Source organism: Xanthovirga aplysinae (genome assembly GCF_009711365.1).
In the GTDB taxonomy this organism is placed as follows: domain Bacteria; phylum Bacteroidota; class Bacteroidia; order Cytophagales; family Cyclobacteriaceae; genus Xanthovirga; species Xanthovirga aplysinae.
Map to the genome: position 1 here is coordinate 1 of NZ_SMMB01000539.1, position 2,214 is coordinate 2,214.

1 protein-coding gene is annotated in these 2,214 nt (G+C 38.1%); it reads right to left on the minus strand.

Annotated elements, in window-relative coordinates:
- Positions 1 to 73: 73 nt before the first annotated feature.
- On the minus strand, positions 74 to 2,095 hold the full coding sequence (locus tag E1171_RS02470) for a trypsin-like peptidase domain-containing protein (protein WP_155203742.1): 2,022 nt from the start codon (positions 2,093 to 2,095) through the stop codon (positions 74 to 76).
- Positions 2,096 to 2,214 lie beyond the last annotated feature (119 nt).

Sequence of the window (2,214 nt, forward strand, 5' to 3'; positions counted from 1 at the left end):
CATATTCTTGTTTAATTCAACACAAAAAAAGGAGGCCATTTAAAGGTCTCCTTTTTTAAATCCCATACAACAACTAGTTAGATCTATAAAGAATTCTTTTTGACTCTATCAGTTTATTATTTACGTAAAATTCCACTAAATAGGTGCCTTTATTAATTAAATTGGCACTTTCCAATCTAACACTATGCGTACCTTTTTCTTTAACCTCTTTTGAAACAGGTGTTGATACCAAATTGTTATTCATATCCCTAACAAAAACGGAAATCAGACTTTTGTTAAATAGCTGGTATTCAATTGTTGTACTCGCATTGAATGGATTGGGATATATGGTGGTTAACAAGGCTCCATTTCCACAGTTTGCTGTATTATAGGTAAAGGTAACATCATGCGTAATATCACTTCCATCTGGGCAACTATAAGTAGCCGTACAAAAAAGGGTAAAAGAACCGGCTGAATTTGGTACACCTGTTATACTGGTACCTCTATCTCTAGATATAGTAAAGTTTGTTGTAGACCAAGAATATGTACCACTTCCAGCCACATCCGCAGATTCTTGCAAAGCAAATCGCCATCTACGATTTCGATTTCCGGAAAAAGGAGAACATCGGGTCAAACTAATATTAGGCTCATCAATATTACACACAGGTGGAGGCGGTGGAGGTGTCCCCCCAGAAGGATAAGTGCCATTTAAACTCATAACACCTGTATTATCTGGGTCAAGCCAGCTACTTAGGCGCCTTCTACTTTCATTGGGATCTAAATCCCAGGATGCATAAATTTTACCATAAACTCCCGGATCATTAGCAGGGTCAGAACAATTAATAGAACTTCCACCATAAAGTTGCCCTATCACATGACCATTACTATTGAATAATGGAGAACCAGAAGATCCGCCCTCTGTTACTGAAAATCCATTCGTTGTTTGACTCCACTGAATTTGCCAGTAGTTTTGAGGGTTTGATAAGCCAATATTAGTAGAAGGATTTGGCACTATATTATGGGTGGCAATCTTTTTGATATCTCCAGAAGGATGATGAATCCCTACTCCTCCACTTCCAGGCCTATCGGAACGATCCCACCCATTAAAATATAAATTTAGGGGATCATTTAAATCTAATGGACTTTCGGTTAGTCGCAACAGCGCAAAATCAGATGCAGAGTTATTAGCAACTATAGTAGCTCCATTAGTGGAAGGAGGAAGAAAATCAGAACCATCCGAACAGGTCGGGCTTTCATAATTCCAATAAAAAGACCAGTGACCTAGATCCGGACTGTTAATGGCATCAGCAGAACCATCCAAACAGTGATCAGCTGTTAGAAAATATGGAGTTCCATCCTCTCGGGCATTATTTATCAATGAACCGGTACACCAACGAGTGCCATTCACCAAAATCATCGCAACACTTGTTTTCTGATCTTGCCAACTATTACCTTCCTCACAATTTACATTAACCTGGCAACTACCGGAATCTCCAAAACTTTCTTGCTGACTAACACTTCCCAGAACACTAATATAACGGTACCCGTGCACAACTTTAGAAATCTCAATTACCCCTTCCCCGCTTACAGTATGGGGCTCAAAATACTCCAAGGTAATAGTATTACCATATACTAAACCTGTAGCAAACTTTTTCGGATTTGCTTGCGTACCTTTATTATTCTGTTCTGTGAAAGCCCCAATAACCTGACTTTTCGATTTGTTGTAAATAAACAAAGAAGCCCCTTCCGGCAGCCAAAACTTTTCATATAACAAATTTAAAGATAAGGCTCCTGGTGCCTGAATATCCAAACGCCATAACCTACCTCCATCTACTTCCTGCCAAAGGCCAGAATTATTAAGATGAAGATTCACATTATGGGGAAAACCAAATCGTGGAGGCAAACCATTAGCATCATCTTGTTGGTCTTCCTGTTGTAGTTGAACAAGATTAACTGAAGGCATAATCTCAACTGGGATAATTGTTTCCTGAACAGTTTGTTGGAAACTATATGGCACCCCTCCGGCACTTATTTGTGCCTGAATTGGCAAAAACAAGGCTGGCAACAGCATGGTACAAATAAACAACAGAAGTTTCAAGGTTGGTTTTGTTTTCATAGGTATTGTTTTTGATTAAGAATAAATGAAAGAAGGGAATTAATAGAGTTTATTTACTTTATATTAAAATGGAGGTATAAACATTTATTTAGGAATATAAATTCCTTTTTTTACTCTAT

Coding starts and splice junctions, on each gene's coding strand:
- E1171_RS02470 (WP_155203742.1), bottom strand. CDS start 2,095: ATGAAAACAAAACCAACCTTGAAACTTCTGTTGTTTATTTGTACCATG.